The 24,550-nt window shown below is 72.5% G+C and carries 25 protein-coding genes and 2 pseudogenes; 10 read left to right on the top strand and 17 right to left on the bottom strand.

What is annotated here, in order from left to right:
* Nucleotides 1-8 precede the first annotated feature (8 nt).
* Nucleotides 9-851, bottom strand: coding sequence for a putative protein N(5)-glutamine methyltransferase (locus AC07C1_RS02310; protein WP_478936328.1), 843 nt, complete (start codon nt 849-851; stop codon nt 9-11).
* A gap of 312 nt (nt 852-1,163) precedes the next feature.
* Entirely contained in the window at nt 1,164-2,282 is a 1,119-nt protein-coding gene (locus AC07C1_RS02305) for a hypothetical protein (RefSeq protein ID WP_478936326.1), read from the bottom strand.
* An 83-nt stretch (nt 2,283-2,365) separates the two neighbouring features.
* On the opposite strand from AC07C1_RS02305, the gene AC07C1_RS02300 reads away from it, so the two are divergent.
* On the top strand, nt 2,366-2,803 hold the full coding sequence (locus tag AC07C1_RS02300; RefSeq protein ID WP_478936325.1) for a MarR family winged helix-turn-helix transcriptional regulator: 438 nt from the start codon (nt 2,366-2,368) through the stop codon (nt 2,801-2,803).
* A 37-nt stretch (nt 2,804-2,840) separates the two neighbouring features.
* Here AC07C1_RS02300 and AC07C1_RS02295 read toward each other — a convergent pair whose 3' ends face one another.
* A complete protein-coding gene (locus tag AC07C1_RS02295) occupies nt 2,841-3,602 on the bottom strand; it encodes a GNAT family N-acetyltransferase (RefSeq protein ID WP_478936324.1) in 762 nt (253 codons plus the stop codon).
* Between the two features lie 214 nt (nt 3,603-3,816).
* Between AC07C1_RS02295 and AC07C1_RS02290 the strand changes: the two genes are divergently transcribed.
* The 6 genes and pseudogenes from AC07C1_RS02290 to AC07C1_RS02265 all read left to right on the top strand — a co-directional run bounded on the left by AC07C1_RS02290 (nt 3,817) and on the right by AC07C1_RS02265 (nt 8,679).
* Nucleotides 3,817-4,422, top strand: coding sequence for a sulfite oxidase-like oxidoreductase (locus AC07C1_RS02290; RefSeq protein ID WP_478936323.1), 606 nt, complete (start codon nt 3,817-3,819; stop codon nt 4,420-4,422).
* A 64-nt stretch (nt 4,423-4,486) separates the two neighbouring features.
* Complete coding sequence (locus tag AC07C1_RS02285) at nt 4,487-5,248, top strand: ferredoxin reductase (RefSeq protein WP_478936581.1); 762 nt, start codon at nt 4,487-4,489, stop codon at nt 5,246-5,248.
* Nucleotides 5,249-5,466: 218 nt separating this feature from the next.
* Complete coding sequence (locus AC07C1_RS02280) at nt 5,467-6,051, top strand: Rv1733c family protein (protein WP_478936580.1); 585 nt, start codon at nt 5,467-5,469, stop codon at nt 6,049-6,051.
* Nucleotides 6,052-6,117: 66 nt separating this feature from the next.
* Nucleotides 6,118-6,437: pseudogene (locus tag AC07C1_RS02275) on the top strand (acetylxylan esterase); the annotation flags it as partial.
* Between the two features lie 156 nt (nt 6,438-6,593).
* Entirely contained in the window at nt 6,594-7,778 is a 1,185-nt protein-coding gene (locus AC07C1_RS02270; protein ID WP_478936322.1) for a serine hydrolase domain-containing protein, read from the top strand.
* Nucleotides 7,779-7,923: 145 nt separating this feature from the next.
* Nucleotides 7,924-8,679, top strand: a complete 756-nt coding sequence (locus AC07C1_RS02265) for a GntR family transcriptional regulator (protein ID WP_478936321.1) — start codon at nt 7,924-7,926, stop codon at nt 8,677-8,679.
* On the opposite strand, the gene AC07C1_RS02260 is transcribed toward AC07C1_RS02265, so the two are convergent.
* Together AC07C1_RS02260 and AC07C1_RS02255 are read right to left on the bottom strand one after the other, a co-directional pair.
* Nucleotides 8,657-9,400 carry a class I SAM-dependent methyltransferase gene (locus AC07C1_RS02260; RefSeq protein WP_478936320.1) on the bottom strand — a complete coding sequence of 248 codons (744 nt, stop codon included), beginning with the start codon at nt 9,398-9,400 and terminating at the stop codon, nt 8,657-8,659. The genes AC07C1_RS02265 and AC07C1_RS02260 overlap by 23 nt on opposite strands.
* A gap of 4 nt (nt 9,401-9,404) precedes the next feature.
* Nucleotides 9,405-9,968: a PadR family transcriptional regulator gene (locus tag AC07C1_RS02255; RefSeq protein WP_478936319.1), complete on the bottom strand. Its 564-nt coding sequence runs from the start codon at nt 9,966-9,968 to the stop codon at nt 9,405-9,407.
* Between the two features lie 72 nt (nt 9,969-10,040).
* On the opposite strand from AC07C1_RS02255, the gene AC07C1_RS02250 reads away from it, so the two are divergent.
* The gene (locus AC07C1_RS02250) at nt 10,041-10,439 is read left to right on the top strand and encodes a nuclear transport factor 2 family protein (protein WP_478936318.1); all 399 of its coding nucleotides are present in this window, start codon (nt 10,041-10,043) and stop codon (nt 10,437-10,439) included.
* A gap of 60 nt (nt 10,440-10,499) precedes the next feature.
* On the opposite strand, the gene AC07C1_RS02245 is transcribed toward AC07C1_RS02250, so the two are convergent.
* Both AC07C1_RS02245 and AC07C1_RS02240 read right to left on the bottom strand, forming a co-directional pair.
* Nucleotides 10,500-11,408 (bottom strand): hypothetical protein, encoded by a 909-nt coding sequence (locus tag AC07C1_RS02245; RefSeq protein ID WP_478936317.1) that lies wholly within the window; start codon nt 11,406-11,408, stop codon nt 10,500-10,502.
* Between the two features lie 115 nt (nt 11,409-11,523).
* Nucleotides 11,524-12,780 (bottom strand): cytochrome P450 family protein, encoded by a 1,257-nt coding sequence (locus AC07C1_RS02240; protein ID WP_478936315.1) that lies wholly within the window; start codon nt 12,778-12,780, stop codon nt 11,524-11,526.
* Nucleotides 12,781-13,684: 904 nt separating this feature from the next.
* Here AC07C1_RS02240 and rho point away from each other — a divergent pair.
* Nucleotides 13,685-14,833 (top strand): transcription termination factor Rho, encoded by a 1,149-nt coding sequence (gene rho / locus AC07C1_RS02235; RefSeq protein ID WP_478936314.1) that lies wholly within the window; start codon nt 13,685-13,687, stop codon nt 14,831-14,833.
* Nucleotides 14,834-14,937: 104 nt separating this feature from the next.
* Nucleotides 14,938-16,107, top strand: coding sequence for a D-alanyl-D-alanine carboxypeptidase family protein (locus tag AC07C1_RS02230; protein ID WP_478936313.1), 1,170 nt, complete (start codon nt 14,938-14,940; stop codon nt 16,105-16,107).
* Nucleotides 16,108-16,371: 264 nt separating this feature from the next.
* Here AC07C1_RS02230 and AC07C1_RS02225 read toward each other — a convergent pair whose 3' ends face one another.
* The 10 genes and pseudogenes from AC07C1_RS02225 to crcB (AC07C1_RS02180) all read right to left on the bottom strand — a co-directional run bounded on the left by AC07C1_RS02225 (nt 16,372) and on the right by crcB (AC07C1_RS02180) (nt 23,721).
* Entirely contained in the window at nt 16,372-16,692 is a 321-nt protein-coding gene (locus AC07C1_RS02225) for a hypothetical protein (RefSeq protein WP_478936311.1), read from the bottom strand.
* Between the two features lie 47 nt (nt 16,693-16,739).
* Complete coding sequence (locus AC07C1_RS02220; protein ID WP_478936310.1) at nt 16,740-17,678, bottom strand: glutaminase; 939 nt, start codon at nt 17,676-17,678, stop codon at nt 16,740-16,742.
* A gap of 76 nt (nt 17,679-17,754) precedes the next feature.
* The gene (gene aspA / locus AC07C1_RS02215) at nt 17,755-19,164 is read right to left on the bottom strand and encodes an aspartate ammonia-lyase (protein ID WP_478936309.1); all 1,410 of its coding nucleotides are present in this window, start codon (nt 19,162-19,164) and stop codon (nt 17,755-17,757) included.
* A 139-nt stretch (nt 19,165-19,303) separates the two neighbouring features.
* Entirely contained in the window at nt 19,304-20,320 is a 1,017-nt protein-coding gene (locus AC07C1_RS02210; protein ID WP_478936579.1) for an asparaginase, read from the bottom strand.
* A gap of 41 nt (nt 20,321-20,361) precedes the next feature.
* Nucleotides 20,362-20,673, bottom strand: a pseudogene (locus tag AC07C1_RS02205) (amino acid permease); the annotation flags it as partial.
* 80 nt (nt 20,674-20,753) lie between these two features.
* On the bottom strand, nt 20,754-21,428 hold the full coding sequence (locus AC07C1_RS02200; protein ID WP_478936578.1) for a FadR/GntR family transcriptional regulator: 675 nt from the start codon (nt 21,426-21,428) through the stop codon (nt 20,754-20,756).
* A gap of 167 nt (nt 21,429-21,595) precedes the next feature.
* Complete coding sequence (locus AC07C1_RS02195; protein ID WP_478936307.1) at nt 21,596-22,432, bottom strand: undecaprenyl-diphosphate phosphatase; 837 nt, start codon at nt 22,430-22,432, stop codon at nt 21,596-21,598.
* 79 nt (nt 22,433-22,511) lie between these two features.
* On the bottom strand, nt 22,512-22,886 hold the full coding sequence (gene crcB, locus AC07C1_RS02190; protein ID WP_478936306.1) for a fluoride efflux transporter CrcB: 375 nt from the start codon (nt 22,884-22,886) through the stop codon (nt 22,512-22,514).
* On the bottom strand, nt 22,883-23,263 hold the full coding sequence (locus AC07C1_RS02185; RefSeq protein WP_478936305.1) for a DUF190 domain-containing protein: 381 nt from the start codon (nt 23,261-23,263) through the stop codon (nt 22,883-22,885). Before AC07C1_RS02185 ends, crcB (AC07C1_RS02190) begins: the two co-directional genes overlap by 4 nt.
* Nucleotides 23,260-23,721, bottom strand: coding sequence for a fluoride efflux transporter CrcB (gene crcB, locus AC07C1_RS02180; protein ID WP_478936303.1), 462 nt, complete (start codon nt 23,719-23,721; stop codon nt 23,260-23,262). The genes AC07C1_RS02185 and crcB (AC07C1_RS02180) overlap by 4 nt, the downstream gene beginning before the upstream one ends.
* Nucleotides 23,722-24,550: the final 829 nt, after the last annotated feature.

The following is a 24,550-nucleotide window of genomic DNA, read 5'->3' as shown; positions in this document are numbered from 1 at the left end:
GAAAGGCCCTAGGGTCGTACCCCGATCACCACATGCGCGTACCGCTGCTCCGACACCGCCGGACGGGTCGTCAGGCCGGCCTCGGTGAACGCCTCGACGGCCTTCGCCGCCTGGTGCTCACTGGTTTCGGTCAGGAGGCAGCCGCCGGGCGCGAGCCATCCGGGCGCCCCGGCGGCCACCCGGCGCAGCACGTCGAGGCCGTCCGCGCCGCCGTCCAGGGCGGCCAACGGCTCGTGGTCGCGGGCCTCCGCCGGCAGCAGGGGCACCTCGGCGGTGGGGACATAGGGCACGTTGGCCGTCAGGACGTCGACGCGGCCACGCAGATCGGTGGGCAGGGCGTCGTAGAGGTCGCCCTGGTGGGCCCGGCCGCCGAAGGCGGCGAGATTGCGCCGGGCGCAGCGTACGGCGGCCGGGTCGATGTCGGCCGCGTGCACCTCGGCACCCGCCAGGGCGGCGGCGAGGGCCACGCCGAGCGCGCCGGAACCACAGCACAGGTCCACGACCACGCTCGCCCGCGGCGCCGCGGCCAGCGCCTGGTCGACGAGGAACTCGGTACGGCGGCGGGGGACGAACACCCCGGGATCCACGGTGATGCGCAGTCCGTGGAACAGGGCCCAGCCGAGAACGTGTTCGAGGGGAAACCCGGCGACGCGCCGGTCCACCATCGAGGTCAGTTCCTCCCGGGACCGTGCGGTCGCGAGCAGCAACTCCGCCTCGTCCTCGGCGAAGACGCATCCGGCCGCGCGCAACGCGGAGACGACGTCAGAAGGGGAAACGGGGGAAGGGGCGGCGGAATCCGTGGGCACGCAGAACGGGGGGTGCGCAGAGAGCCGCGAATGCGGAGAGGGCATGGAAGCCGGGAGCCTTTCGGGAGCGCGAGGCCTGGGGCGCTCCCGCGGTCACCGCTGCCGGTGTACCACGCCGTCACGAGGAGAGAGCACCCCAGCTGACACAGCGGTAATGGGTCCCACCTCCTTGCCGTCGGGGCCGCGAGCGTGCGCGACCGGACGGCCACCATACCCCAAGGGCCCTGACAGGCCGTCGGCCGCGCGGAGTTCTGAGGACACGGCATGACGCGTTGAGAGGCGGGCGGTTACGGCCGGCGCGGCGGGGGGCCACCCGATGGCGGCGGCGCCCTTCCCGCTCCCCGGAGGGCGGTCCGCTCAGACGCCGACGGTCTCCTCGACCTCTTCCTCGGCCTCTTCCTCGGCCTTCTCCTCGGCCGACCGCTCGGCGCCCCGCTCGGACCGGGCCACGGCGGACGCGGGTGAGGCCACGGTCTCGGTCTCTGCCCTGGTCTCGGGATGGGCGGTCGCCCGGCGGGCCTGACGGTTCCGCTCGTACAGGGCCGCGACCGCGGTCACCACGAGGCCGGCGAGCAGCCAGAGCACGAGCGTCCACGCGTTGCGCGCGAGGCCGTCGTTGCCGAAGTACAGCAGGCTGCGGATGCCCTCGACAAAGCCGGCGCCGTTCCAGAAGGCGTGCAGGGTGCCGAAGAAGCCGTTCTGCAGCTCGGGCCGGAACAGCCCGCCGGAGCTGGTGAAGTTCAGCATCACGAACAGCACCATCATGGTCAGCGTGGTCCATCGCTTGAGGAAGGTGTGCAGACCGACACCGATGAAGAGGATGCCCGCCGAGTACAGCCAGGCCATGCCCCACACACCCGCGAGGTCGTGGTGCGCGAGCCGGAACACCGGCCCGGCGAGCAGCACGCCGATGCCGCTGACGACGGCGGAGACGCCGAACGCGAGCAGCGCCCGCACCCGCATCGCGAGGGCGGCACCCGCGGCACCGAGGGCGGCGACCGACGCGTAGGAGCCGATGCTGAGGGCGATCAGCAGGAAGAACAGGCCCTGGCCGGTGGGGTCGTCGGCGACCGGCTCGGCCACGTCGGTGACCTTCAGCGGGGCGCCCTGCTGGGCGGCGACCGGGGTGAAGACCTTCTCGACGGCGGTCGCGCCCATGTCGGAGGCGGCGCCGGCCACCAGCAGCTCGGGCGCCTTGGCGCTCGGCACATAGGCGCCGGTGACGTCTCGGGACTTGAGCAGGTCGACGGCGTCGGCGCGGGTGGCGACCGTACGCACGTCGAGCTTGTCCCCCGCGGTGTCCTTCACCGTCTGCGCGAAGACCTTGGCCTGCGGGGCGGTGCCCACGACGGCGACGGGCAGGTGGTGCGGCTCGGGGGTGACGAACGCCCCCATGTACGCGAGCCCCATGCCCATGCACATCAGCAGCGGGGTGATCAGGTGCGTGAGCACATGGCGCAGTGCCGGTGACCGCATCGCGCACGACCTCCAAAGGTTGGCTTATACAACTTCCAGTTCAAGTTGTACTATACAACTAGAGCGTCGGAGGAGGTGTTCCCGTGAGCGCAGCGGAGTCGGCCGTCGAGACGATCCAGCGTGAGATGACGGTCTTCGCCCGCCGGGCCCGTGCCTCGGCGGGACGTATGCACCCCGAGCTGTCCCTGGTGTCGTACACCCTGCTCGGGCACTTGGAGGAGAGCGGCGGCTGCCGGGCGACGGACCTGGCGGCCCACTATGCCCTGGACAAGTCCACGGTCAGCCGCCAGGTCGCCGCGCTGGAGCGGGCCGGGCTGATCGAACGCCGGCTGGACCCGGAGGACCACCGAGTCCAGGTGCTGCATCTGACGGAGGCCGGCCAGGAGATCCTCGCCCAGGTCACCCGCAGCCGCCGCAGCGCGTTCCGGGAGCGGCTCGCGGACTGGCCGGAGGAGGACCTGGTGCGGTTCGCGGCCTACCTGGAGCGGTACAACGCGGGGCCGGTCGGCACCGACTCCTGAGGTGTGAGCCCGTGACCGCACCACAGGCGAGGGCGTGTCACGCCGCCGGCACCGCGGCCCGGCCGTCCGTCAGGCGCTGAGATGTCCGGGCCGCCAGGAACGCCGTGTGGCGGCGCAGCCGGAAGCCCAGGGACTCGTACAGCCGGATGGCGTTGGTGTTCTCGGCGCTCGTGTGCAGGAACGGTGTCTCGCCCCGCTCCCGGATGCCGTGCGCGACCGCGAGGATCAGGCGGGTGGCCAGGCCCTCGCCACGGAACTCGGGGTCGGTGCAGACCGCGCTGATCTCGGTCCAGCCCGGCGGATGCAGCCGCTCCCCCGCCATCGCGATCAGCGTGCCGGCGCGGCGGATGCCGAGGTAGGTGCCGAGTTCGACGGTGCGCGGCAGGAACGGCCCCGGCCGGGTACGCGCCACGAGGTCCAGTATCTCGGGTACGTCCGCCGGGCCGAGGCGGACCGCCTCCGGGTCCGGTGCGGCGGCCAGGCCGCCGTCCACGAACTGGACGCCCGCCATCCGGAAGGTGATCTCCCAGCCCTCCGGCACCTCCCCGCGGAAACCGGGCAGTGGTACCTCGGCGCCGGGACCGGCCAGGGCCGCGAGGTCCGCCCAGTCCCGCGCGTCCGGTTCATCGGGCAGCGCCAGCCAGGGAGAGACGTCGACCGGGTAGCGCAGCACCCGGCCACGCCGCTCGGCGAAGTGGGCGTGCGGGCCGGTCAGGGAGGCGAGGGCGGGGTTGTCGAGGATGTGCGGTGCGTCGGCGGTGGTCGGGCCGGGAGCGCCGGAGCCGCTGGTGAGACTCAAGCGGCCACCTCGATCACTGTCCTGCGGACGTGGGCCTTGGACATCCTCTTCCCTCATCTCCCTCGCGCTGTCACCGGCGCACCGCAGCCGGCACTGAGCGCCAAGGAGGAGCACCGAGCCGGTATTCCCGGTCCCCGGAAGAGTTCATACGGCCGCAACGATCCGGCCGGTGACCTGGGACGGGGCATCCGGGAGGACAGCGTACGGTTGAAGCATGAACGTCACGCGAGGCTTCACCGGCCGCCCGCGCGTCCACAACCCGGGGCTGCCGCCCGGGCAGTACGACGCGGGCGAGGACTGGCCCGTCCTGTCCGCCGAGGTCACCCCCGACCTCGCGCCGGCCGACTGGTCCTTCCGCATCGACGGCCTGGTCGAGCGGCCGCACACCTGGGACTGGGACGCGGCCCACGCGCTGCCGGCGTCGGCCTACGCGGGTGACATCCACTGTGTGACCGGCTGGTCGAAGTTCGGCGTGCGGTTCGGCGGCGTCTCGCTGGACGCCTTCTTCGATGTGGTGAAGCCCCATGGGTCCGCCACACATGCCCTCGCCCGCTCCCACACGGGCTACACCGCCGACCTGCCGCTCGCCGACCTCACCGGCGGGCGGGCCTGGATCGTCTGGGAGTACGACGGCGCGCCACTGCCGCCCGAGCACGGTGGCCCGGCGCGGCTGCTGGTACCCCACCTGTACTTCTGGAAGAGCGCCAAGTGGATCGCCGGCCTCACGCTCCTCGACCACGACGAGCCGGGCTTCTGGGAGCAGAACGGTTACCACGCGCGCGGAAACCCCTGGGAGGAACAGCGGTACTCCGGTGACTGACACGGTGACGACGAACACGACCTGCCCCGCCCCCGCCTCGGCCGCCCCCGGCCCCCACCCGACCGTGACAGCAACCGCCCCGGGCGCTCCCGGAGCGCGGTTCGCGGTGCCCGGGCGCATCGCCGTGAGCGAGCAGGCGGCGACGGTGTGGCAGACCGCCGTGCTGACGCAGATCCGGCGCGAGACGCCGCACGCGGCCACCTTCCGGCTGGCGGTGCCGGAGTGGGCGGGCCATCTGCCCGGACAGCACCTGATGCTGCGGCTGACCGCCCACGACGGCTACGTGGCACAGCGCCACTACTCCATCGCGTCGGCGCCGGACGACTCCGGGCACATCGAGCTGACCCTGGACCATGTGCCGGGCGGCGAGGTCTCCGGCTGGTTCCACACGGTGGCCCGCCCCGGTGACACGATCGAGGTGCGCGGCCCGCTGAGCGGCTTCTTCGCCTGGCCCGGCGACCGGCCCGCGCTGCTGATCGGCGCCGGCTCCGGGGTCGTACCGCTGATGTCGATGGTGCGGCACCACCGGGCGCGCGGGCTCACCGTGCCGCTGCGGATGCTGGTGTCCGCCCGGAGCCCCGAGGAGCTGATCTACGCACGGGAACTGGGCGCGGAGACGACGCCCGTGTTCACCCGCGGCGCGCCGGCTGGAGTGCCGGTGGGCCGTGTGACGGCCGCACATGTGGCGCCGCTCCTGGACGAGCAGCCGCCTGGTGGGTGGGAGGCCTATGTGTGCGGGTCCAACGGGTTCGCCGAACACGCCTCCCGGCTGCTGGTCGAGGCCGGCCAGCCGGTGGAGCGCATCCGCATCGAGCGCTTCGGCTGAGCACTCGGGTCGCGCGACGGGGCCGGCAGCGCGATCGTGGGGCGCATGGCGTATGCCGCGCTTCATGAGGGCTTGAACTCGCGGTTCACGGCATGCGCGAGGTGCGCCGTACGGGGTACGAGACGGGTGTGGACGCTCGTGTGCGCGAGCGACGGGGCGGCGGGCCCATGGACCGGCTCGTCCGGCTCTTCGGCTCCGGCGGCGGCGAGGAGGTGGACATGCGTACCCGGGTGCGGGGTTGGCGCTGGCGGCGCAATCCGCTGCGGCGCCGGTGCGACGTCGTGGAGGCCTGGACGGTGCTGGTCGTCGCCGTCCTGCTGTTCGTGGTCGTCCCCCTGGTCGGAGCCGCGGCGGGCCTGTACGCCCACGGCGAGGCCCGGACGCTCGCCGCGACCCAGCGTGCCGAGCGCCACCAGGTGCGGGCCACGGTGATCGGCGACCCGCCCCGGCGGCTGACCGCCACCCAGGGCGACCGGGAGCACCCGTACCGTGCTCAGGTCCGCTGGACCGAGCCCGGCAAGGACGCCCGGACCACATGGGCCCGGGTGCCGGCGGGGACCCGGACCGGCGACGCGGTATCCGTATGGCTCGACTCCCGGGGCCGCGGCGTCGCCCCGCCCGCGGACGACGTGGCCATCTGGCAGCACGCCGTGACCGTCGGCCTGTGCGCGGCGGGCGGGACCGCGGCCGTGGTGCTCGTCGGGCACGCCGTCGAGCGCCGGATCGCGCTGCGTCACCGGCTGGCCGAGTGGGAGCGGGAGTGGGCGCGGACGGGGCCGAGGTGGACCCAGCCGAGGGCATGACGGTGACCCGATCACCGAGTGGTGCCGGATGACCCCGCCCCTCACCGGGAGCAAACGCTTACTCAACCGCTGACCAGCCCGCTGACGGATCGCCACCCCTACCGGGAGATCGCCCTGTCCTGAAGACGCACCGAGGCCGTTCGGCGGACGTGTGGCGCACGCTGTCCTACTTCGACGGGGTGCATTTCGCGGCTCGCGGCCGGTCCCCGGCCCTGTTCTCGGCGGCCCTGGAGGACCAGACGTGCCCGCCGTCGACCGTGTTCGCGGCGTTCAACGCGTGGGCGCACGCGGACAAGACGATCGAGGTGTACGACTTCAACGACCACGAGGGCGGCGGCCCCTTCCAGGACGCGGCGAAGGTGCACTGGCTGCGGTCGCACGCCTGAGGCCGACGGAGGGAGAGGCACGAGAGGGGACCGAGTCCGGCCCGGGGCTGCCGGCACGGCGCTTTCCGACCCTTCCCTCCAGTCCGACCAGTCGGTACGTTCGGGAGGCCCGGTCGTGGCGCCACGATCGGGCTTCCCGGCGACGACGGAGGTCAGATGTCCGCGCACGAGACGCAGGAGACACGGCAGCCCCAGGTGTACGGCCACTGCGACGCGCGGTTCGCCGCGGTCCGCGAGGCCTTCGGGGAGAACTTCCGGGAGCGGGACGAACTCGGCGCCGCGGTGGCGGTCACCGTCGGCGGGGAGACGGTGGTGGACCTGTGGGGCGGCTGGGCGGACGCGGCCCGCACCCGGCCCTGGGAGGGGGACACGGTGGTGAACGTGTGGTCGACCACCAAGGGACCGGTGGCCCTGTGCGCGCACATCCTCGCCGACCGGGGGCTGCTCGACTTCGACGCACCGGTGGCCACCTACTGGCCGGAATTCGCCGCCGCGGGCAAGGAGCAGGTACGCGTACGGCATCTGCTGTCGCACCGCGCCGGGCTGTCCGGACTGCGGGAGCCGCACTCCCTGGACGACCTGTACGACTGGGAGCTGACCACCGCCCGGCTCGCGGCCACGGAGCCCTGGTGGGAACCGGGCACCCGCTCCGGGTATCACGCGCTGACGTACGGCTTCCTGGTCGGCGAGGTCGTCCGGCGCGTCTCGGGGCTGCTACCGGGGGCCTTCCTGGAACGGGAGGTGACCGGGCCGCTCGGGATCGACTTCACCATCGGCCTGCCGGCGAAGGAGTCCGCCCGGGCTGCCGAGCTGGTGCGTCCGCCGGCCGCGTCCACCGGTGAACGGGCCGCTGTTTTCAGCCAGTTGCCCCCGGCGGCCCTCGCGGCGCTGACCAATCCCGTCGTCGGTGCGACCGAGGCCAACTCCCCGCAGTGGCGGGCGGCGGAGATCCCCGCCGCGAACGGCCACGGCACCGCGCGGGCCGTCGCGGCGCTGTACGGGGTCTTCGCCGGGCGCGGCTGCCACGACAGACGGCGGATCCTGTCGCCGCAGGCGGCGGAACGGGTGCGCGAGGGGCAGGGGAGCTGCCGCGATCTGGTGCTCGGGGCCGGTTTCGAGGGCGAGACCGAGGTCGCGCTCGGTCTGTGGCTGAGCGGCACGCGGGGCTCGTACGGACCGAATGCGCGTGCTTTCGGTCATGACGGGTTCGGTGGTTCGTGCGGGCTCGCCGATCCCGACGCCGGCGTGTCGCTGGGTTACGTCATGAACCGGATGGGGCCGCGCATCGCCGACGATCCGCGGAAGACGGCACTGGTGGAGGCCCTCTACAGCGCGGTGTGACGCGTCGGGTGGCGCCTCTGGTCACGACGGGTGGGTTTCGGCCGAACCGTCGGGCCGCTCTTCCCTTGTGGTTTAGACCAATGCTAATTGTGGTCGCGCAGTGAGCCCGTACGACTACGTCTCGTGACCAACAGGAGGGCGCGGCATGGCCCGCACCACCACCCATCCCCCGCAGAACGACGACCGGCCCCTCTACGCGCGAGTGGCGTCCTTGCTGCTCGAGGAGCTTCGCGACGGCACCATTCCGCCGGGTGAACGGCTGCCGGGCGAGCGGCACCTGGCCGCGCACTTCGAGGTCAGCAGGGAGACCGTCCGGCAGGCGCTGGAGGTGCTGCGCCGCAGCGGTCTGGTCGCCACCGACCGCCGGGGCAGCCACGCCACGCTGCCCGGCCGGCCGGTCGAGGCGCCGGAGTCGCTCGCCTTCCCCGTGGGGGTGCGCTCGGCGGACCCCTGTGCGGTCGACCGGGCCACGGTGATCTGGGAGACGCCCCCGCCGGAGCACGCGCAGGCGCTGGGGCTGGCCCCGCACCGGCCGACGCTCGTTCACCGCTACCGGTCGGTCACGCCCGACGGCCGGTCGCTGCGGACGGCGGTGACCTCGTTCTCGCCGGTGGCGCTGGCCGAGGTCGCGGAGCTGGCCCGCTACCGGGACCGGGCCGACGGGGCCACCCCCGCGCAGCTGCGGCTTGCGTACGACTGGATGCGCAAGGCCGGTCTGACCCTGCACCACCGGGACTCCATCACCCGGGACTCCGTCACCCAGGTCGGCGACGCGTCATCGGTCCGGGTGACCCGGCGGGTGCACGACCAGTACGCCCGCCCGCTGGAGATCACCGACCTGGTGGTGAACGCCGAACGGGACGCACTGGTCTACGAGTTCACCCTCCCGGCCGCGGGCTGACGCTCCGGGCGACGACCAGCCGGGCCCGCGGGCTGCCGTCGCCGCGCCGCCCGAACTCGGGCAGTGCGGACAGCTCGACCGTGAATCCGGCGCGCTTCAGTTCCTCCAGCACATGGCCCGGCCGGAAGGCCCGGTAGTACATGACGAACGGCGGCCGCCACAGCGCGTTGCGCACCCGCATCACCGCGTCGAAGCCCAGCAGCATCCAGAAGGCGGGCTGCGCCGGTCGGGGCGGGGCGAACACCGGGAAGGCGAAGCGGCCCCCGGGCCGCAGGACCGAGTGGACCTGCTGGAAGAGCCCCGGCAGCTCCCGGGGCAGGAAGTGCCCGAACGCGCCGAAGGAGACGACGAGATCGAAGGCGGCCGTGAACGGCAGGGCCCGGGCGTCGCCGCGCACCCAGAGCAGCTCGGGCCCCTCGGCCGGCCGCTGCCGGCGCCGGGCGACATCGAGCATCCCCGCGCTGAAGTCGATTCCGGTGACGCTCCGGCGGCACAGCCCCGTGAGCACCTCCGCCCCGGCACCCGTGCCGCAGCACAGGTCGAGCCCGTCCTGGAACGGGCCGGCCGGGGCGAGCGCCTTCGCCACGGAGTCCAGCACCCCGCCGGGGGTGCGGAAGGGCGTGTGGTCGAACTTCGGGGCCAGCAGGTCGTAGCCGTGCTCCACGGACGACAGTGCCTGGACCGCGAGTTCGCGCAGGGTGGGACCTTGAGGACCGAACATTCCGTCAGCCCAGTGCCACACGTTGCCGCACGATCGCCAGGGCGCGCTCGCACCAGCGCAGGTTCTGCTCCTCGAAGCCGATCCCGGCCATGAGGGTGAGATACGGCCCGACGCGCTCGGAGGTGCGCAGGTACTCGTCCTCGGTGCGTCCGTCGAGGAGCCGGTCACGCACCCGCTGGTAGCGGTCGAGCTTCCCGCGCACCCAGCTCATGCGCTCCTCGATCAGCTCGGCGGTGACCTCCGGGTCGCCACCGTCCATCGCCTGGATCTTGATGAGGAGTTCGTCGCGGACCGCGGTGGGCCGCCCCGGCGCCTCGGCGGCGAACGCATCCAGCTCGGTCCGCCCTGCCTCGGTGAGCGTGAACATCCGCTTGTTGGGCCGGCGTTCCTGCTGCACCGTGCGGGCCTGGACGAGCCCGTCCTGGGCGAGGCGCTCCAGCTCCCGGTAGAGCTGCTGCGGTGTGGCGGGCCAGAAGTTCGCGAGCGAAATGTCGAACGACTTGGACAGCTCGTAGCCCGAGGCCTCGCCCTCAAGGAGGGCGGCCAGGACGGCGTACCTGAGCGACATATGGACAGGCTAGCAGCCGTTGATTAATCTCATCCGCACCTATTCAAATAATTGACTATGAGAGGGGATTCGATGCGTGCGTTCCGCGAGGCGGTCGAGGCCGGGGACCTGGAGGCCGTCGAGGCACTGCTGGCCGAGGACGTCGTCTTCACCAGTCCGGTCGTCTTCAAGCCGTATCCGGGCAGGGCGATCACCGCGGCGATCCTGCGCGCGGTCGTCCAGGTCTTCGAGGACTTCCGGTACGTCCGTGAGATCGGCGACCCGGCCGGCCCGGACCACGCGCTGGTCTTCACCGCCCGGGTGGGCGACCGTCAGCTGACCGGGTGCGACTTCCTGCATGTGAACGAGGACGGCCTGATCGACGATTTCATGGTCATGGTCCGTCCGCTGTCGGGCGCCCAGGCCCTGGCCGAGGCCATGGGCGCACGGTTCGAGCAGATCGCGAAGGAGGCGGAGGCACGGTCCGCGTGAACGCCCGTACGCCTCGCCGGAGCCGGCAACGCCACCGGCTCGCTGGACACAGGGTGAGCGTCAGTCCTTGAGCTGCCCCAGCGTGGCCTTGGCATCCGTCTTCAGCCAGTCCGACACATCGGTGAGCGCTGGCGGGTTCTTGTCCTTGTCGTACGAGCTGAGGTAGGCGCTGTAGCTCATCGTGTACGTCACCCAGCCGTCGCGGACGGCGAGCGTGGCGTACCGGGAGCCGCTGGAGGAACCGCCGGTGGTGTCCTGGCTGACCAGATAGGCCTCGTCGCCGATGCCCTTGACCGGGTCCACGTCATAGTCCTTGTGGCTGTCACCGTAGTTCTTCCAGGTGGCGGTGAACTCGGGCCCGGGGTCGGTCTTCTTGTGCAGGTCCAGCTGCATGGAGAGATAGGCGTCGGCATACGTGGAACCGGACTTCTTCAGGCTCAGGCTGCAGTAACTCTCGTCCAGCGCCTTGTCCTTGAGAGAGGTCCGGCTCGGTGAGGAGTCGTCCTGGGTGTATTCGTCCTTGAAGGACGAGTAGTCGGCGCTGGAGCACATGTTGGCGGGCGCCGAGTAGCCGCGCAGGTCCGCGCTGTCACCCTTGCCGCCGATCAGGAAGACACCGCCCGCCCACGCGGCGGACGCCACGACCGCGCCGACGACGGCCCACAACACCGCTTTCCCGGCCCCGCCGCCGCCGGCGCCCGGAGGTACGGGCACGGGGCCGTACTGCGGTGCCTGGGCGTAGGGATTCCCCGGCTGCGGCTGTCCCGGCTGTCCCGGCAGCGGCTGTCCCGGCAGCGGCTGGGCGGCGGGCTGGCCGACCAGGGTGGGCTGCGCGTAGAAGTTCCCCGGCGGGGGAGACTGCGGATTCGGGTAAGGGTAGGCCGTAGGCTGCGGCGGGACGCCCGGCTGCTGCGCGGGCTGCTGGTGCGGCTGGTCGGCCGGCTGCGGGGACTGCGGTGGCGTGGACATGCCCTGAACATAGTGGACGGTCGGCAGTCAAGTACCCCGACGTTGGAGATCGTTATGGTCTGGGGACATCTGGTGCGGTTCCCTGACACAGCGGTCACGAAAGCGAGGGGGAGAATCAGGACCCGAGGGGTGTGAGCCGGACCGGCAGGCTCCGCACGCTGTTGCCGACGAACCCGGCGTGCGGCGCCAGTTCCTCTGACGGTACGGCGAGTTGGAGCGCGGGGAAGCGGGTGAACAGGCGCTCCAGCGCGACCGTGGCCTCCAGCCGGGCCAGCGGGGCGCCCAGGCAGTAGTGGGCGCCATGCCCGAGGGAGAGGTGGCGTACCGCGTCCGAGCGGGTCGGGCGGGTGACGTCGAAGAGGCCGGCGTCGGGACCGTGCGCGGCCGGGTCGCGGCCGGCGGCGGAGTAGCCGGCGAGCACGGGGGTGCCGGCCGGTACGAGCGTGCCGTCGACGGTGAGGTCCCGCACCGGGTAGCGGAACGGGAAGTAGCTGACCGGCGCGTCCCAGCGCAGGGTCTCCTCCACCACGTCGGCCCAGCTCGCCTCGCCCGCACGCACCAGGTCCAACTGGCCGGGGTGGGCGCACAGGGCGCGGACGGCGTTGGTGATCAGGTTGAGCGTGGTCTCGTGCCCAGCGATGATCATCAGGACGAGAGTGCCGATCAGCTCCTGGTGGCTGAGCCGGTCGCCGCCCTCGTCCCGGGCGGCGATGAGCGCGCTGGTGAGGTCGTCCGCCGGGTGTGCCGCCTTCGCGGCGGCGATCTCACCCAGGACGGCGGCCAGTTCCCGGTTGGCGGCGATGACCTCGGCGGGTTCGGTGTCCGTGGCCACGACCTGGCTGCTGAGGTGGTGCAGCCGGTCGCGGAACTCGGCTTCCACACCCAGGAGTTCGCTGATGACCCCCATCGGAAGGGTCAGGGCGAAGTGCCGCCGCAGGTCGGCGACGCCGTCGCCCGCGGTGGCGGCCCGCTCCAGGCCGTCGAGCAGTTGCGCGGTCAGCTCTTCGACGCGCGGCCGCAGTTCTTCGACGCGTCCTGGTGTGAAGGCACCGCCGACCAGCGACCGCAGCCGCCGGTGATCGTCACCGTCCGCGGTGGTCATGCCCTGGACGGTCGCGAAGGTCAGCAGCGGCCAGCCCTCGGCGATCCGCCCCTCGCGCAGGTCCGTGAAGTGGTGCGCGTTCTTGGCGACGTCGGGATGCTGCAGGAACCCCTTCAGCGCCGCATGCCCGAGGACGGCCATGCCCGCGATCCCGCCGGGCAACTCCACCGGGGCCACGGCACCACGGGACAACAGCCCGGCGTTGACGGCGTGCGGACAGCCACCGGCGGGGTCCAAGCGGTGTGGCGTACGAGCCGGCGAGGTCTCCACCAAGGTCTCCTGACGTTCTCATGACAAGGTGGACCGATCGTAGGTTCATCCGGGCGATTCCGGCGCGGTATTGCGAGCCGGCCATGCACATACCCCCCGCTCCGGCATGATGTTGGGAGTCGGCCATGCACACACCCGCGCTCCGGCGTGCTGTTGGGGGCCGGCCATGCACACACCCCGCGCTCCGGCGTGACGTTGAGGGTCACTCGGGGACTCTCCGGATCGTCCGACGCGGCGTCGCAGGTCGGCCGCGGGCTCGGTCGTCCGGCACGTGGTTGTGAAGGCCTCGGGCACTCAGCCCATCGTCCGACGCGGCGTTGTGAAATCGCTCGGGGATGTCGGCGGCCTCTTCCCAGGGGCCGCGTCGGCCGACCGGTGCCGCCGCGGTGTCCGCGGCCACGCCCGCCGCGTCGCAGTCGATGGCCTTGCCCGGTGTCGCCTGTTGCGTGAAAGCACAGGTCGTCGGCGTTGCCCACGAGGGCCTGGCCGGGGCCGGGCACGGGATCCGGGGCTTTCCGAGCCGTAGCCGGGCTGGGGCGTCGGGAACGGCGATCAGTGCGCGTTTGGGTCTGCCTCCCTCGCCTGGCGCCCGGGGAACAGGCCGATCCGGCGACTTGTTGACGGGGTGACGGACACAGCTCCCCAACGCGTGGTACCGTTCTGTCAGCACTCGTGTACGCCGTTCATCGGCGCCGGTGCGGTTCCCTCTCCACGCTGATGCGCTCGTCGTTCTCCGGACTTTCCGGCTCCCGGCGCGTCAGCTTCTCTGCACCACCTCGTGATCAGGCCTTCCGTGCCGTGCCCGAGGTGCCGTTTCCGCCGCCCGGAGGCAGTGTTCATGCCTCCCGCTCGCGGCCTCTTCCCCCTTCTGCTCTCTCCGCCGTCCGTGAAAGGACAACCACCCATGACCACCACACTCGAACACCCTGTCGCGGCCCAGCATGCCCCGGCCGCCCGGCTCGTCACCGGCGTGCTCGACCTCGACGCGCACGGGAAGGGGCACCTGAGGGCCGCGAGCCTGCTGCCCTCCCCCACCGACCCGCAGGTCCCCGCGGCGCTGATCCGCCGGTACGGACTGCGCAAGGGCGACCTGGTCGAGGGCGTGCCGGGCGCCCAGCGCGCCCTGACCGAGGTGGCACGCGTCGACGGCCGCGCCCCCGCGGACCTCCGCACGCGCCGGCACTTCCGCGACCTCACCCCGCTCCACCCGCACGAGCGCATCCGCCTCGAACACCCCGCGTCCGGACTCGCCGGCCGCGTCACCGATCTCCTCGCGCCGGTCGGCAAGGGCCAGCGCGGCCTCATCGTGGCCCCGCCCAAGAGCGGCAAGACCGTACTGCTCCAGCAGCTCGCCGCCGCCGTGGCCGGCAACCACCCCGAATGCCGCCTGATGGTCCTCTTGCTGGACGAGCGGCCCGAGGAGGTCACCGAGATGCGCCGCTCGGTGCGGGGCGAGGTGTACGCCTCCACCTTCGACCGGCCGGCCAAGGAGCACATCGCGCTCGCCGAACTCGTCGTCGAGCGGGCGAAGCGCAGGGTGGAGGCCGGCGAGGACGTCGTCGTCCTGCTGGACTCGCTGACCCGGCTGTGCCGGGCGCACAACAACGCCTCCGCCGCCGGCGGCCGCACCCTGAGCGGCGGCGTCGACGCGGGCGCGCTGCTCGGGCCCAAGCGGTTCTTCGGTGCCGCCCGGCAGGCCGAGGAGGGCGGCTCGCTCACCATCCTCGCCAGCGCCCTGGTGGACACCGGCTCGCGTGCCGACGGCTACTTCTTCGAGGAGCTGAAGAGCACAGGCAACATGGAGTTCCGCCTGGACCGGGAACTCGCCGCCCGTCGCGTCTTCCCCGCCGTGGACATCGACACCACCGGCACCCGCCGCGAGGAACTCCTCCTCACCCCGGCCGAGTTGACGGCCGTACAGGGCCTGCGCCGTGCCCTGCGGTCCCGGGAGGGCGCGCCGAACGGCCTGGACACCCTCCTGCAGCGGCTGCGCGACACCCCCGACAACGCCACGTTCCTGCGGCGGATCCGGCCCACCCTGCCGACGGGCTGACCATCGGCCCCAGGACGTCCGGGTGTGGCATCCGGGTTGCTCGCTTGGGCCGAACGGCCCGGCCGACGCGGCATGAGGGGACTCCCGTTCGTACGTTGAATCATATGATCACCGGACTTGCTTATCGGGCGGCTGTGTCGGCCTGTGCCCTGTGCGTGGCGGGCGTCCTGGCGCTCACACCGGCCACGGCAGCCGCCAGGCCCCGTGCCGGGGACCCCGCGCCGCCGCCCCGGGCGGCGATGCCCGGGCCGTCCCTGCTCTACCGCGAGGGCACACAGGTCCGGCCGCACCGGGGCGCGCCCGAGGTGCCGGACGTCTCGGCGCTGTCCTGGCTGGTGGCCGACGCCGACAGCGGGGAGGTGCTGGCCGCGAGCGAGGCGCACCGCAAGCTGCCGCCCGCGAGCACCCTGAAGACCTTGTTCGCCCTCACCGTCCTGCCTGAGCTGCCCGGCGGGCGGCAGCACACCGTGCGCTACGAGGAGCTGGAGGACGTCGGCGAGGGCAGCAGCCTGGTCGGCGTCGAGGAGGGCCACACCTACCAGGTGGCCGACCTGTGGCGCGGGGTGTTCCTCAGCTCCGGGAACGACGCCGTGCACGTGCTCGCCTCGATGGGCGGCGGCTGGCAGGCCACGGTCGAGCGGATGCAGGTGAAGGCCCGCTCGCTCGGTGCCCTGGACACCCATGTCGTCTCCCCCGACGGCTACGACATGCCCGGCCAGGTCTCCTCCGCCTACGACCTGGCGGTCTTCGGCCGGGCGGGGCTGCACAACCCCGACTTCGCCCGGTACTGCGGCACCGCGGAGGCCAGCTTCCCCGGTGACGGGTCGCCGTACGCGATCGAGAACACCAACCGGCTGCTGACCGGTGAGGACGGCGTGGCGCCGTACCCGGGGCTGATCGGCGTCAAGAACGGCTACACCAGCAACGCGGGCAACACGCTCGTGGCCGCGGCCCGCCGGGGCGGGCGCACGCTCGTGGTGACCGTGATGAACCCTCAGGCGGGCGGCGGGTTCACCGTGTACGAGGAGGCCCGCGGGCTGCTCGACTGGGGTTTCGCGGCGGCCGGGCGGGTGGATCCGGTCGGCTCGCTGGACGGGTTGCGCGCGAAGTCCCCGTCGGCGACGGCCGTCCCGGTGGCGGCGGCCGCGTCGGGGTCGCCGGACGACGACTCGGGCTGGTCCGGCACCGCCGTCGTCGCCGGACTCTCGGGGCTCGGCGCGGGGGCGGTGGCGCTGAGGCTGCGGGCCAAGGGCGGCCGGAGCGCACGCGGCTGACCGGTCGGCAGGCCGAACAGCACGGCCAGTGTGATCCAGGTGTGGGCGTTCCTCCCGAGGAAGCCGTCGCGGGCCGAGGCGTCGTCGGACCCCAGCCACATCACGCCGACGCACCGCACCGCGTACCGGATGGCCGCGATCCACGGGTGCCCGGCGCGCACGAGCACCGCGAAGGACGGCAGCACCCGGGCCAGGCGGTGCACCCGGGTGCCGGGGCCGACCGGGCAGACCGCCGGGCCGGTGGGTGCGAAGGCCGCCGGGCGGTCACCGGCCGCGACCGCCCGGCGGATCCGCCACGCCCAGACGCACAGGGACAGCAGGACCGCGGCGCCCACAGGCGGCGGCCGGGTCCGTGCCGCTGTGCCGGGCGAGCCGGGGCAGTGCCACCACCCTGAGGGCCACGCATGCGGTCACGGTGCCGAGCAGCTGCTCCCGCGCCGACGACCTGCGCTCTCCGCGGGCGTCGACACCGATGATCGTCGGCGGGGAGGACCTCGTGCGTGTCGAGCACCCGACCGAGATGCGGCAGCTCCAGCCGGACGCCCGCCCGGCGGTGCCGCCCGCGACCACGGACAGGGCGCTCATGCGGTGTACGGCCGTGCTGCCGCCGCACGAGTTCCTGGACCGAGCGGTCAGAACACCGACAGCCCGGTGAGCGTCGTGAACCGGTCCAGGGCCGCCACACCGGCCACCGAGTTGCCGCGCTCGTCCAGGCCCGGGCTCCACACGCACAGCGTGCACCGCCCCGGCACGACGGCGATGATCCCGCCGCCGACCCCGCTCTTGCCGGGAAGGCCCACCCGGTAGGCGAAGTTCCCGGCCGCGTCGTACGTGCCGCAGGTCAGCATGACCGCGTTGACCTGCTTGGCCTGGCTTCGGGTGAGCAGCCGGGAGCCGTCGGCGCGGATGCCGTGCCGGGCGAGGAAGCCGGTGGCGAGAGCCAGATCGGCGCAGGAGGCGGCGACGGAGCACTGCCGGAAGTACTGGTCGAGCAGGGCCGGCACCTCATTGTCGATGTTGCCGTAGGACGCCATGAAGTGGGCGAGCGCCGCGTTGCGGTCACCGTGCGCCGTCTCGGAGACGGCGACCTCCATGTCGAAGTCCAGGGCGGGGTTGCCGCTCTCCGCGCGCAGGAAGGCGAGCAGCTCGCCGGCCGCGTCACCGGTACGGGTCTGCAGACGGTCGGTGACGACGAGCGCCCCCGCGTTGATGAAGGGATTGCGCGGGATGCCGTTCTCGTACTCCAGCTGCACCAGGGAGTTGAACGCGTTGCCGGAGGGCTCGCGGCCGACGTGCTCCCACAGTTCATCGCCCTCCCGGGCCAGGTCCAGGGCGAGGGTGAACACCTTGGTGATGGACTGCGCCGAGAACGGCTGCCGCCAGTCCCCCACCCCGTACACCGTGCCGTCCAGCTCCGCGACGGCCATGCCGAAGCTGCGCGGATCGCAGGCCGCGAGGGCCGGGATGTAGTCGGCGGGGCGGCCGCGTCCGGGCGTACGGCTGATCTCCTCGGCGATGCGCTCCAGGACCGGCAGGAAGGTGCGGGACGACGTCGTTGTCATGATCACCATTGTGCCTCCGGGCCGGTCCTGGAGCGTCATCGTGCTCGCGTCGCCCGCGCTCGCTGCCTGCTCGCGTTGCCGCGGGTCAGGCGGCCGGTGCCCCGCTGCCCGCGACGATTTCGGGGCGCAGCAGGTCGGCCAGCCTCCCGGCTGGCAACAGCCCCTTCTCCAGGACCAGTTCGGCCACTCCGCGGCCCGTGACGAGGGCTTCCTTGGCGATCTCGGTGGCCGCCGTGTAGCCGATGTGCGGGTTCAGGGCGGTGACGAGGCCGATGGAGTTCTCCACGGTCGCCCGCAGTCGCTCGGTGTTGGCGGTGATGCCGGACACGCAGCGCTCGGCCAGCGTGCCGCAGGCGCTCTTCAGGTGCGTGATGGACTCCGACAGGGAGTGCAGGATGATCGGCTCGAAGGCGTTGAGCTGGAGCTGTCCGGCCTCGGCGGCCATGGTGATGGCGACGTCGTTGCCGATGACCTCGAAGGCGACCTGGTTGACCACCTCGGGGATCACCGGGTTGACCTTGCCCGGCATGATCGACGAACCGGCCTGCACCGGTGGCAGGTTGATCTCGCCGAGGCCCGCGCGCGGCCCGGAGGACAGCAGCCTCAGGTCGTTGCAGCTCTTGGAGAGCTTGACCGCGATCCGCTTGAGCACGCCGGACACCTGCACGAAGGCACCGCAGTCCTGGGTGGCCTCGACCAGGTTGGCGGCGGTGACCAGGGGCAGGCCGGTGATGGCGGAGAGGTGCCGGCGGGCCGCCTCGGCGTATCCGGCGGGGGCGTTGAGGCCGGTGCCGATGGCCGTGGCGCCCAGGTTGATCTCATGGATCAACTCGACGGCCTCGGCAAGACGGCTGCGGTCCTCCTCGATCATGACGGCGAACGCGGAGAACTCCTGGCCGAGCGTCATCGGCACCGCGTCCTGCAACTGTGTACGGCCCATCTTGAGCACGTCACGGAACTCGACGGCCTTACCGGCGAAGGCATCCTGCAGCACGGCCATCGCCTTGAGCAGTCCACGCACCGCGAACACCGTCGCGATCTTGACGGCGGTCGGGTAGACGTCGTTGGTGGACTGGCCGAGGTTGACGTCCTCGTTGGGGTGCAGGTGCGCGTACCGACCCCTGGCATGGCCGAGCAGTTCCAGCGCGCGGTTCGCCACGACCTCGTTGGCGTTCATGTTGGTGGACGTGCCGGCACCGCCCTGGATGACGTCCACGACAAACTGTTCGTGCAGCTTGCCCGCGCGGATCTCCCGGCACGCGGCGACGATCGCGGCGGCCTTCTGCGGCTCCAGCAGGCCGAGTTCCTCGTTGGCGAGGGCGGCGGCCTCCTTGACGGCGGCCAGGGCGTCGATCAGGTGCGGGTAGACCGAGATCGGGGTGCCGGTGATGGGGAAGTTCTCCGTCGCGCGCAGGGTGTGGATGCCCCAGTACGCGTCGGCGGGTACGTCGCGGTCGCCGAGCAGGTCGTGTTCGCTACGGGTGGCGGCGGTCATGAGGGTTCAGGTCCTCTTTCTGAGGGGGTGCGGGTCAGCGCACCGAAAAGGCGTGCGGGGAACTGCGCGACCGGCCACGGACGGCCCGCGGGCCGGTGACGGCCCGCAGGCCCCGAACGGTCGGCGATTCAGCGGCGCACTACACGCAGGCGGTGAGGGGAACCGGGTCCAGCGCACGCGCGGGCCGCACGCATCCCACCGGCTCCCCGCCCCCGAGCAGCGGCTCCCCCGCGAACCCGGTGAGCAGCTCCGGGTCGACGCCGGCGCGGGCGAGGGCCGCCGCCGCGACCGGGATACGCGCCCGGTTCGCGCCGTCGGCGATCTTGACGGCGATGGCGCGGCCGTCGGGCAGCGCGGCCACCTGGACACCCTCGAAGCCGTCCTTGGCGAGCAGCCCGGGCACGGCGCGCATCAGGGCGGCGACGTCACGGCCGGAGCCGGAGGCCATCTCGGCGTGCTCGCGCATCGCGTCGGCGACCCGGGCCTCGGGCGTGCCGGGCGCGGCCGAGGTGATCCGGGAAAGGGCGCGGGCGAGGCCGTGCAGGGAGATGGAGAACAGCGGGGCGCCGCAGCCGTCGACGGTGACCCGGGCGACGCGCTGGCCGGTCAGGTCCTCGACGATCTCGGCGATGGCCTGCTGGAGCGGGTGCGCCGGGTCGAGGTACTCCGCCAGGGACCAGCCGTTGAGCTTGGCGGTCCAGAGCATGGCCGCGTGCTTGCCGGAGCAGTTCTGGGCGAGCCGGGAGGGCAGCCGGCCCTCACGGACCCAGGCGTCCCGGACGACCGGGTCGAAGGGCAGGTCGGGGACGTTGCGCAGGTCGTCCTCGGTGAGCCCGGCCAGTTCGAGGATGCGCCGGGTGCCGGCGAGGTGGCGCTCCTCGCCGGAGTGGCTCGCCGCGGCCAGCGAGAGCAGTTCGCCGTCGAGGGGCAGTCCGGCCCGCAGCATGGCCACGGCCTGGACCGGCTTGAGGGCCGAGCGGGGGTAGAAGGCGGCCTCGATGTCGCCGAGCTGGAACCGCACCTCGCCGTCGGCGCCGAGGACGACGACCGAGCCGTAGTGGATGCCCTCGACGACCCCGCCGCGGACGAGGTGGGCGACGGGAGTGTGAAGGGGTTCGCGGACGACGGGCGCGTCGGTGAGGAAGCTGCTGTACATCACTGCCTGCATCATGGGGTCGGGTTCGGCCGGTACGCGGGTCACGCGTCGGCACCGGTGGACGTGCGCGCTGTCCGGCCGCGGATGCCGTACCGGCCCGCGACCAGCGCTGCGACGATCAACGGCGGACAGAGCACGGTGGTGCGTCCGGCGCCGCCGTCGGCGTACATGAGGACCGGGACGGCGACGAGGCACGCCGGCGTCGGCACTTCGGTCCAGGTCGAGCCCGGCAGCCGGTACGACGGCCGGGTCGGCTCGCCCTTCTGGGCCTTCCGCCAGAGGAGCAGGGGGCGGAGCATGATCATGCCCCAGGTCGCGGGAATGCCGATCGCCGCGAAGTCGAGGACGATCTGCAAGCCCCTGCTGCAGCCCGCGTCCCCACCGTCGACATGGCCGGGCGAGGGACGCGTCCCGACTCTGAGGTGCTGCTCGCTCACGCTTCGGGTGCGTCTTCCGTGGGGGCCGTACGCGCGGGGCGCACGATGTCGGTGAGCGTCGTCTCGACGCGGTCCAGGTGGTGGCTCATGGCCTCCACGGCGTCGTGCTCGCAGCCGTCGACCAACGCCTCTACGATCGCCCGGTGCTCGCGGTTGGACTGCTCGCGGCGCCCGCCCAGCTCGTTGAGGAAGGCCGACTGACGCGCCAGTGCGTCACGGATCTCCTCGATGACCCGGCGGAACACCGGGTTCTGGGCGGCCTCGGCGACGGCGAGGTGGAAGAGGGTGTCCATCGCGACCCATGCGGTGGTGTCCGTCTCCCGCTCCATGCGGTCCAGCAGGTGGGCCAGGTGGTCGAGGTTCTCCGGAGTACGGCGCACGGCCGCGTAACCGGCGACTGGTATCTCGATGTGGCGGCGCACCTCGAGCAGGTCGCTGGCCGCGTAGTCGCCGAAGGTGGGGTCCTCGACGGCGTTCGCGACGACGAAGGTGCCCTTGCCGGTCCGCGAGACCGTCAGGCCCATCGTCTGCAGCGCGCGCAGCGCCTCGCGCAGCACGGGCCGGGACACCTCGAGGGTCCGGCACAGCTCGGCTTCGGAGGGGAGCTTGTCGCCGATGGCGTACCGGCCGCGCTCGATGGCGCCGCGGAGGTGGGCGAGGACCGCTTCCATGGCACTCACACGCCGCGGACCGAGACCACCTGTCTGGCTGTCTGACAGGTTCACGGGTGCGATCCTGCGGGTTGCGGGCGGGAACTGTCAAGGCGCGCCGGAAACGTTCATGGGGTGTGGACGCCTGAATACAGGCATCCACACCCCATGGGTGACCAGCGCGTCGTTCAGCTGCTGAGCGTGCCCGTGGCGAGCAGGCCGAGGAGCGCGGCGCCGATGACGACGCGGTAGATCACGAAGGCGTTGAAGGAGTGCTTGGCGACGAACTTGAGCAGCCAGGCGATGGAGGCGTACGCGACCACGAAGGACACGATCGTGCCGACGGCCAGGGGGGCCGCGCCGACGCCCGCACCGAGGGCGTCCTTCAGCTCGTAGAGGCCGGCGCCGGTCAGGGCCGGGATGCCGAGGAAGAAGGAGAGACGGGTGGCGGCGACGCGGTCCAGGTCGAGGATGAGCGCGGTGGACATGGTGGCGCCGGAGCGGGAGAAGCCGGGGAAGAGCAGGGCGAGGATCTGCGAGCAGCCGACCCACATCGCGTCCTTGAACGACGTGTCGTCCTCACCGCGCTTGTGGCGGCCCATCTGGTCGGCGGCCCACATCACGCCCGAGCCGGCGATCAGCGAACCGGCGACCACCCAGAGAGAAGCGAGCGGACCGTCGATCAACGGCTTGGCCGCCAGGCCCACCGCGACGATCGGAACGGTCGCGGCGATCACCCACCACGCGAACTTGTAGTCGTGGTGGTAGCGCTCCTCGCGATTGGTCAGACCGCGGCCCCAGGCGGAGACGATCCGCTTGATGTCCTTGAAGAAGTACACGAGCACGGCGGCGATGGCGCCGACCTGGATGACGGCGGAGAACCCGACGACGGACTTGTCGTCGACAGGGATGTCCATGAGCCCCTCGACGATCTTCAGGTGGCCGGTGGAGGACACCGGGAGGAACTCGGTCACCCCCTCGACTACCCCGAGGACGACGGCCTGACCGACGGAGATGGCGCTCATGGGATCCAGTTCTGACGAGAGTGAGTTGGTCGACAGTGTTGTAGACAGTACCTACTGTGTCCGGCCGTACGGCAAGCGCCTAAGCCCACAGGGCGCCGGCGAGCGAGACACCGGCGAAGGCCGCGGCGAGCCCCGCCACCACGCTCGCGACGACGTTGACGGCAGCGTAGAGGCCGGAGCCGGCCTCGGTCAGCCGCAGGGTCTCGTAGGAGAAGGTCGAGTACGTCGTCAGCGCCCCGCACAGCCCGGTGCCCAGCAGCAGCTGCAGATGCGTCCCGGCTGCTCCCGCGGAGGCCGCGCCCGTGAGCAGCCCGAGGACCAGGCAACCGGTGACGTTCACCACGAAGGTGCCCCAGGGGAAGAGCGAGTCGTGGCGGGCCTGCACGGCACGGTCGGTGAGATGGCGCAGGGGCGCGCCGATCGTGGCCCCCGCGATGACCAGCAGCCAGTTCACAACGACTTCTTACCCTTCGGGTCCGCTGCGTCCGGGCCGGGCGTACGGTCCACGTACCGGACGACCTCGCACTCCTCCAGGGTCACGAGACCCTCGCCGACCAGTTCGTCCAGCTGCGGCAGGAACGCCCGGACCCGCTCCTCGGTGTCCACGACGATCACCGCCGCCGGCAGGTCCTCGCTCAGGGACAGCAGGCGGGAGGTGTGGATGCGGGAGGAGGCGCCGAAGCCCTCGATGCCCCGGAAGACGCTGGCCCCGGCGAGTCCGGCGGCGTGCGCCCGGCGCACGATCTCGGAGTAGAGGGGCTTGTGGTGCCAGGTGTCGTCCTCGCCGACGTAGACGGTCAGCCGGAGGGCGCGGCCCGTGAGTGACGTCATCGCTGTCTCCTGATCAGCACCCGGCGGGCGGCGGCCGAGCCGAGCCACACCGCCGCGAGGGCCGCGAGCAGCGTCGTGGCGAGATAGGCGAGCCCCGCTCCGGGACGGCCGGCGTCGACCAGCTTGCGGATGTCGACGGCGTAGGTGGAGAAGGTGGTGAAACCGCCGAGGACGCCGGTGCCGAAGAAGGGCCGGGCGAGGCGGTGGGCGGCCCACACGTCGGTGATGAGCACCATGAACACGCCGATCACCGCGCAGCCGATGACGTTCGTCGAGAAGGTCGCCCAGGGGAAGCCGCCGGGTGGCGTCGGCCAGGCGAGGGCGAGCGCGTAGCGGGCCGACGCGCCCAGGGCGCCGCCGAGCGCGACCACGGCGACGACGGGTGCCTGTGCACGCCACTCGGACCGCCGCGGTGGGCCGGGGCGGACGTGGACGCTCTGGGCTTCCGGGGCTCTCATGCTCGTACGTCTCCTGTTCGGCCCTGCCCAACGGGAGATCACGGCCGGGCACCAGGGTACCGCCGGGCCGGTGCGGGGCTGGTCCGGCGGCGGCTCACACGCAGAGCGTTGCCCCCGGCGGTCGATCGGTGCCGGACCGGACTTGTCACGCGGCGGCTCGCACGCAGACCGGTACCCCCGGCGGCCGGTGCCGGACCAGACTGGTCACGCGGCGGCTCGCACGTAGACCGGTGCCCCCGGCGGTCGATGCCGGACCAGACTGGTCACGCGGCGGCTCGCACGCATACAACGCCCCCGGCGGCCGGTGCCGGACCAGACTGGTCACGCGGCGGCTCGCACGCATACAACGCGCCCGGCGCGGCGATCGGTGCCGGACCGGGCTGGGCAAGCGGCGGCTCCCGCCCGACAGCGCCGCTTGGCACGGTGGGGCGACGCTGGGCTTCCCAGGCGCCGGCTCGCACCCAGACCGTGGCCCCCGGGCGGCAGATCGGTGCCGGACCGAACTGGTCAGGCGGCAGCCCCCGCCCGACAGCGCCGCTTGGCACGCCGGATCCGCGCTGGGCCTCACAGACGGCGCTCCTGCGCAGACCACGGCATCCGGCGCGGCAGGACGGTGCCAGGCTCCTCAGGCGCGGCCTCGTGCGTGGATCACGGCGCCCGGCGTGCCTCGGTGACCTGACTGGCCGCGGCTCACGCGCAGAGCGCGGCCCCGGCGCGGCAGGACGGTGCCAGCCTCCTCAGGCGGGGCCTCGTGCGTGGATCACGGCGCCCGGCGTGCCTCGGTGACCTGACTGGCCGCGGCTCACGCGCAGAGCGCGGCCCCGGCGCG

It is taken from the genome of Streptomyces sp. NPDC045022, from assembly GCF_056432605.1.
The sequence above is the reverse complement of the archived record's forward strand: the minus strand, read 5'-3'. Positions and strand labels throughout refer to the sequence as shown.

Excerpts from the sequence above, each read along its gene's own strand:
- AC07C1_RS02195 (WP_478936307.1), bottom strand. The coding sequence starts at position 22,432 with ATGAGCGCCATCTCCGTCGGTCAGGCCGTCGTCCTCGGGGTAGTCGAG.
- AC07C1_RS02245 (WP_478936317.1), bottom strand. The coding sequence starts at position 11,408 with ATGTCCACGCCACCGCAGTCCCCGCAGCCGGCCGACCAGCCGCACCAG.
- rho (WP_478936314.1), top strand. The coding sequence starts at position 13,685 with ATGACCACCACACTCGAACACCCTGTCGCGGCCCAGCATGCCCCGGCC.
- AC07C1_RS02220 (WP_478936310.1), bottom strand. The coding sequence starts at position 17,678 with ATGGTGATCATGACAACGACGTCGTCCCGCACCTTCCTGCCGGTCCTG.
- AC07C1_RS02305 (WP_478936326.1), bottom strand. The coding sequence starts at position 2,282 with ATGCGGTCACCGGCACTGCGCCATGTGCTCACGCACCTGATCACCCCG.
- AC07C1_RS02290 (WP_478936323.1), top strand. The coding sequence starts at position 3,817 with ATGAACGTCACGCGAGGCTTCACCGGCCGCCCGCGCGTCCACAACCCG.
- AC07C1_RS02225 (WP_478936311.1), bottom strand. The coding sequence starts at position 16,692 with ATGAGCGCCCTGTCCGTGGTCGCGGGCGGCACCGCCGGGCGGGCGTCC.
- AC07C1_RS02185 (WP_478936305.1), bottom strand. The coding sequence starts at position 23,263 with ATGACGTCACTCACGGGCCGCGCCCTCCGGCTGACCGTCTACGTCGGC.
- AC07C1_RS02270 (WP_478936322.1), top strand. The coding sequence starts at position 6,594 with ATGTCCGCGCACGAGACGCAGGAGACACGGCAGCCCCAGGTGTACGGC.
- AC07C1_RS02200 (WP_478936578.1), bottom strand. The coding sequence starts at position 21,428 with ATGGAAGCGGTCCTCGCCCACCTCCGCGGCGCCATCGAGCGCGGCCGG.
- AC07C1_RS02210 (WP_478936579.1), bottom strand. The coding sequence starts at position 20,320 with ATGTACAGCAGCTTCCTCACCGACGCGCCCGTCGTCCGCGAACCCCTT.
- AC07C1_RS02265 (WP_478936321.1), top strand. The coding sequence starts at position 7,924 with ATGGCCCGCACCACCACCCATCCCCCGCAGAACGACGACCGGCCCCTC.
- AC07C1_RS02310 (WP_478936328.1), bottom strand. The coding sequence starts at position 851 with ATGCCCTCTCCGCATTCGCGGCTCTCTGCGCACCCCCCGTTCTGCGTG.
- AC07C1_RS02260 (WP_478936320.1), bottom strand. The coding sequence starts at position 9,400 with ATGTTCGGTCCTCAAGGTCCCACCCTGCGCGAACTCGCGGTCCAGGCA.
- aspA (WP_478936309.1), bottom strand. The coding sequence starts at position 19,164 with ATGACCGCCGCCACCCGTAGCGAACACGACCTGCTCGGCGACCGCGAC.
- AC07C1_RS02250 (WP_478936318.1), top strand. The coding sequence starts at position 10,041 with ATGCGTGCGTTCCGCGAGGCGGTCGAGGCCGGGGACCTGGAGGCCGTC.
- AC07C1_RS02280 (WP_478936580.1), top strand. The coding sequence starts at position 5,467 with ATGCGTACCCGGGTGCGGGGTTGGCGCTGGCGGCGCAATCCGCTGCGG.
- AC07C1_RS02230 (WP_478936313.1), top strand. The coding sequence starts at position 14,938 with ATGATCACCGGACTTGCTTATCGGGCGGCTGTGTCGGCCTGTGCCCTG.
- crcB (WP_478936303.1), bottom strand. The coding sequence starts at position 23,721 with ATGAGAGCCCCGGAAGCCCAGAGCGTCCACGTCCGCCCCGGCCCACCG.
- AC07C1_RS02255 (WP_478936319.1), bottom strand. The coding sequence starts at position 9,968 with ATGTCGCTCAGGTACGCCGTCCTGGCCGCCCTCCTTGAGGGCGAGGCC.